The sequence below is a fragment of the Photorhabdus sp. S10-54 genome, from assembly GCF_963878145.1.
GTDB classification, from domain to species: Bacteria; Pseudomonadota; Gammaproteobacteria; order Enterobacterales; family Enterobacteriaceae; genus Photorhabdus; species Photorhabdus kayaii.
Genome location: NZ_CAWNXG010000093.1, coordinates 1 through 4,607 on the forward strand (window position 1 = coordinate 1; position 4,607 = coordinate 4,607).

The 4,607-nt window shown below is 40.4% G+C and carries 4 protein-coding genes, 5 tRNA genes and 2 rRNA genes; 10 read left to right on the forward strand and 1 reads right to left on the reverse strand.

The window, feature by feature from the left end:
* The first annotated feature begins 6 nt into the window (after positions 1 to 6).
* From rrf (AACQ83_RS23325) to birA, 5 genes are all read left to right on the forward strand, one after another.
* A 5S ribosomal RNA gene (gene rrf, locus AACQ83_RS23325) occupies positions 7 to 122 on the forward strand.
* Between the two features lie 39 nt (positions 123 to 161).
* Positions 162 to 237, forward strand: a tRNA-Thr gene (locus AACQ83_RS23330).
* A 21-nt stretch (positions 238 to 258) separates the two neighbouring features.
* Positions 259 to 374: ribosomal RNA gene (gene rrf, locus AACQ83_RS23335) — 5S ribosomal RNA — on the forward strand.
* Positions 375 to 511: 137 nt separating this feature from the next.
* Positions 512 to 1,537 (forward strand): UDP-N-acetylmuramate dehydrogenase, encoded by a 1,026-nt coding sequence (gene murB, locus AACQ83_RS23340; RefSeq protein WP_112879789.1) that lies wholly within the window; start codon positions 512 to 514, stop codon positions 1,535 to 1,537.
* Positions 1,534 to 2,493 carry a bifunctional biotin--[acetyl-CoA-carboxylase] ligase/biotin operon repressor BirA gene (gene birA / locus AACQ83_RS23345; protein ID WP_112879790.1) on the forward strand — a complete coding sequence of 320 codons (960 nt, stop codon included), beginning with the start codon at positions 1,534 to 1,536 and terminating at the stop codon, positions 2,491 to 2,493. Before murB ends, birA begins: the two co-directional genes overlap by 4 nt.
* A gap of 43 nt (positions 2,494 to 2,536) precedes the next feature.
* Here birA and coaA read toward each other — a convergent pair whose 3' ends face one another.
* A complete protein-coding gene (gene coaA, locus AACQ83_RS23350) occupies positions 2,537 to 3,487 on the reverse strand; it encodes a type I pantothenate kinase (RefSeq protein ID WP_112879791.1) in 951 nt (316 codons plus the stop codon).
* 433 nt (positions 3,488 to 3,920) lie between these two features.
* Between coaA and AACQ83_RS23355 the strand changes: the two genes are divergently transcribed.
* From AACQ83_RS23355 to AACQ83_RS23375, 5 genes are all read left to right on the forward strand, one after another.
* A tRNA-Thr gene (locus AACQ83_RS23355) sits at positions 3,921 to 3,996 on the forward strand.
* 15 nt (positions 3,997 to 4,011) lie between these two features.
* Positions 4,012 to 4,096: transfer RNA gene (locus tag AACQ83_RS23360), tRNA-Tyr, on the forward strand.
* Positions 4,097 to 4,197: 101 nt separating this feature from the next.
* Positions 4,198 to 4,272: transfer RNA gene (locus tag AACQ83_RS23365), tRNA-Gly, on the forward strand.
* Between the two features lie 6 nt (positions 4,273 to 4,278).
* Positions 4,279 to 4,354 (forward strand) — tRNA-Thr (locus tag AACQ83_RS23370).
* Positions 4,355 to 4,465: 111 nt separating this feature from the next.
* Positions 4,466 to 4,607 (forward strand): GTP-binding protein (locus AACQ83_RS23375; protein ID WP_072161945.1); only part of this gene is annotated, 142 nt, incomplete at its 3' end.

A 4,607-nucleotide genomic window follows, 5' to 3' on the forward strand; every position in this document is an offset into this window, starting at 1 on the left:
AATATGCCTGGCGGCGATAGCGCGGCGGTCCCACCTGACCCCATGCCGAACTCAGCAGTGAAACGCCGTAGCGCCGATGGTAGTGTGGGGTCTCCCCATGTGAGAGTAGGGAACTGCCAGGCTTTAATTTTTTGCGCCAACAGTGAGTTTGGGCAATCATTGCTGATATGGCTCAGTTGGTAGAGCACACCCTTGGTAAGGGTGAGGTCCCCAGTTCGAATCTGGGTATCAGCACCATGATAACGAATAAAGAATTTGTCTGGCGGCGATAGCGCGGCGGTCCCACCTGACCCCATGCCGAACTCAGCAGTGAAACGCCGTAGCGCCGATGGTAGTGTGGGGTCTCCCCATGTGAGAGTAGGGAACTGCCAGACCTTATTTTGAGACAAAAAGGCCATCCAAAGGGGTGGCCTTTTTGCATTTAACAAAGAACTAACTTAGTTTTCCAACTGTTTTCCACGCCTATAGCTGATAAACTACTTATTAAATAGCTTTATTGAGTGTTGAGTGAATGCTTTCTCTTAAAGAGTTTAATACCTTTGGGTTATCAGCCTATGCTAAACGTTTAGATATAGCTGAATCTGCCGAGTCCTTATTAGCTTTATGGCAGAAAGCCAAAAGCGAAAAACAACCTGCATTACTGCTTGGTGGAGGAAGTAATGTCTTATTTACTGCAAATTTTGAAGGAACTGTGATTCTGAATAGAATTATGGGGATTCAACAGCGGGAGACAGATGAATCATGGCATTTACATGTAGGGGCGGGAGAAAATTGGCACGAATTAGTCTGCCATTCTCTTAAAAATCAAATCTATGGATTAGAGAATTTGGCTTTAATTCCTGGTTGCTCTGGTGCAGCACCAATTCAAAATATTGGTGCATATGGTATTGAATTTAGAGATGTGTGTGAATATGTAGATGTTCTTAATCTAGAAACTGGGGAGCAAACGCGTCTTAGTGTTGGTGAATGTCAGTTTAGATATCGGGATAGTGTTTTTAAGCATAAATATAAAGCAAATTATTCTATTATTTCTGTAGGATTATTGTTGAAGAAGAATTGGCGGCCAATATTGAACTACGGTGATTTAACTAGGCTGTCGAAAGATAATGTAACTCCTCAGCAGATTTTTGATTCAGTATGTGCAATGCGCACCAGTAAATTGCCTGATCCTGCAATAACAGGAAACTCGGGGAGTTTCTTCAAAAACCCAATTGTCAGTGCGGAAGTTGCGGCAAAAATTAAAGAAAATTACCCTGATAGTCCCCAATATCCTTACACGAATGGGATGTTTAAATTAGCGGCAGCTTGGCTCATTGAACGTTGTAATTTAAAAGGTTATCGCATTGGAGGTGCATCTGTGCATCTTAGACAAGCTCTAGTATTGATAAATCAGGAAAATGCTACAGGTAAGGATGTAGTCTTATTGGCTGCTTACATTCGCCGGCAAGTGATAAGTAAGTTTGGTGTATTACTTGAACCTGAGGTTCGTTTTATTGGTTCTAAAGGCGAAATTGATGCTGTGGAATGTATTTCATGAAAGATATAACCGTGCCATTACAGTTGATTAAGATTTTGTCTGACGGTGAAGTTCATTCTGGTCAACAGTTGGGACAATATTTAGGGATGAGTAGGGCTGGAATTAATAAACATATACAGACGATTCGTGAATGGGGAATTGAACTAGAAACAACTCCTGGCAAGGGTTATAGCCTTATGGCACCTATGCAGCTACTTGATGAGTCTACTATTTTGCAATACTTACCTCAGGATCGAATAACTGTTTTGCCAGTTATTGATTCGACTAATCAGTATTTGCTTGAACGTTTATCTGAATTGAAATCAGGGGATGCTTGTGTTGCAGAGTACCAGTATGCTGGCAGAGGGCGGCGTGGAAGGAAATGGGTTTCGCCCTTTGGTAAAAATCTTTATTTATCTATGTATTGGCACCTTGAGCAAGGACCTGCTGCTGCAATTGGATTGAGTTTGGTTGTTGGCATTGTTATTGCTGAAGTATTGCATCGATTTGGCGCTGATAGAATTAGGGTAAAATGGCCAAATGATTTATATCTTGATGATAAGAAATTAGCGGGAATCTTAGTTGAACTAATAGGAAATACTGGTGATGCTGCTCAGGTTGTAATAGGTGCGGGTATAAATATTTCGATGGATCATAAGGGCGAAGAACCTATTAATCAGCAATGGATTAATTTGTTGCAGGCAGGAATTCAAGTTGATCGTAATAAATTGGCTGTAGAAATAATACTTGATCTAAGGAAAGCTCTAATTCAGTTTGAAAATGAAGGTTTGTCTTCATTTGTTTCTCGGTGGTTTGAGTTAGATAATTTTATGGATAGGCCGGTGAAATTAATTATTGGTAGTCAGGAAGTGCATGGTATAGCCAGGGGTATTAATCAGCAAGGTGCTTTGTTACTTGATCAGAATGGTGTCATAACCCCATATATCGGCGGGGAGATTTCTTTAAGAGGTTGTTGAAAATGACCGGAAGAGAAATGTCTTCCGGGTTCGGAGACTATCTTTACTTACGTAGCCTTACGCTTTCAATAGTGTGATTAGTACCTTTTGTCATGATTAGGCTTGCACGTTCTCGAGTTGGTAAAATATTTTGTCGCAAATTCAGTCCATTGATCTCTTGCCAGATATCAGATGCAGTATTTATGGCTTCTTTTTCTGATAGTTTGGAGTAACTGTGGAAATAAGAATCTGGATCGGAAAAGGCACCTTGGCGGAATTTTAAGAAACGACTGATATACCAACTTTTGAGTAATTTTTCTGGTGCATCGACGTAGATAGAAAAGTCAACAAAATCAGAGACAAATACATGGTGTGGATCATGGGGATAATCCATACCGCTTTGTAATACATTCAAACCCTCTAGAATCAAAATGTCTGGTTGTTTAATGAATTTTTGCTCATTTGGTACGATATCATAGGTAAGATGAGAGTATACTGGTGCGGATACTTGTTTAGAGCCCGATTTAATATCAGATACAAATTTCACTAAGCTATGCATATCATATGATTGTGGGAACCCTTTCTTTTTCATCAGTCCACGTTCATTCAGCACGCTGTTAGAATGTAGAAAACCATCTGTAGTAATTAATTCTACGCTTCTGTGTTCAGGCCAACGACTCAGCAGAGCTTGTAATAGACGTGCAGTAGTGCTTTTACCAACAGCAACACTGCCAGCAATTCCTATGATATAAGGGACTTTTTGTCCATCAGTACCTAGAAATTGTTCGAGCACTGCTTGACGACGTAAATTTGAACTAATATAAAAATTGAGCAAGCGAGATAAAGGAAGGTAAATCTCAACAACTTCTTCTAAAGAAATTTCTTCATTAATTCCTTTTAAATCAATTAATTCTTCTTTTGTTAATGTCAGCGGAACTGAATCACGTAAGGTTGCCCATTGTTCACGATTGAATTGCAAATATGGAGTAGCCAAAAAAAGTTCTTTTTTATTCATAAACCAACATCTGCCTGTTTGTGCAGGTTTGACAAGTTGCAATAAATAACCTGTACCTGACAAAAAATAAATCGCATGATATCGACTGATGAGCGGCAGGCGTAGGCTTTTTTATATTTTTAGCGGTTTTTTTTGTAAGAAATGCAGAATTGTAAAAAATTGAGTTGTTTTACTTCTTAATGTTAGTTTCAGCTGTTTGCTTATCATGATGGAAATTTAAATGATTCAAGATAAAGTGGCCTATCAAGTTTTATCGAGCACTTGTAATCGGTTCCTTAGTTGGCAGGCAATTAGGTGTTTATTGTTTAAGCTAAAGTTATTGAAAAAAACAGCTAATCGAATGAAAGCGAGTGTTTTATAACCGAATAATCAAGGAAAGCAATTTTTTTGTTGCATAGAGCGTTCACACTGCCTAGAATGCGCAGCACTTGATGCCGGCATAGCTCAGTTGGTAGAGCAACTGACTTGTAATCAGTAGGTCCCGAGTTCGATTCTTGGTGCCGGCACCATTAAAAATTTGGAAAGGTGGGGTTCCCGAGCGGCCAAAGGGAGCAGACTGTAAATCTGCCGTCACAGACTTCGAAGGTTCGAATCCTTCCCCCACCACCAAAAAATCAGATTTAATCTTGATATTCTTTTGGTACTTAACTGAAAGCAAAGTATATTGAGATCAACATACAGCTGATTAAAGTCAGGTAGCCGAGTTCAATGCGGGCATCGTATAATGGCTATTACCTCAGCCTTCCAAGCTGATGATGCGGGTTCGATTCCCGCTGCCCGCTCCAAGATGTGCTGATATAGCTCAGTTGGTAGAGCACACCCTTGGTAAGGGTGAGGTCGGCAGTTCGAATCTGCCTATCAGCACCACTTCCTTAGTGTCCTTGTCTCCCGATTTTATTCCTGTAAGCGATATTCAACGAGCAACTGTTTGGTTGATGTGGTGGAACCACCGATTCCGTGTCTTAGAGGGACAATCTAATGTCTAAAGAAAAGTTTGAACGTACAAAACCGCACGTTAACGTTGGTACTATCGGCCACGTTGACCACGGTAAAACTACCCTGACTGCTGCTATCACTACTGTATTGGCTAAAACCTACGGTGGTAATGCTCGTGCATTCG

Coding starts and splice junctions, on each gene's coding strand:
- murB (WP_112879789.1), top strand. CDS start 512: ATGCTTTCTCTTAAAGAGTTTAATACCTTTGGGTTATCAGCCTATGCT.
- birA (WP_112879790.1), top strand. CDS start 1,534: ATGAAAGATATAACCGTGCCATTACAGTTGATTAAGATTTTGTCTGAC.
- coaA (WP_112879791.1), bottom strand. CDS start 3,487: ATGAATAAAAAAGAACTTTTTTTGGCTACTCCATATTTGCAATTCAAT.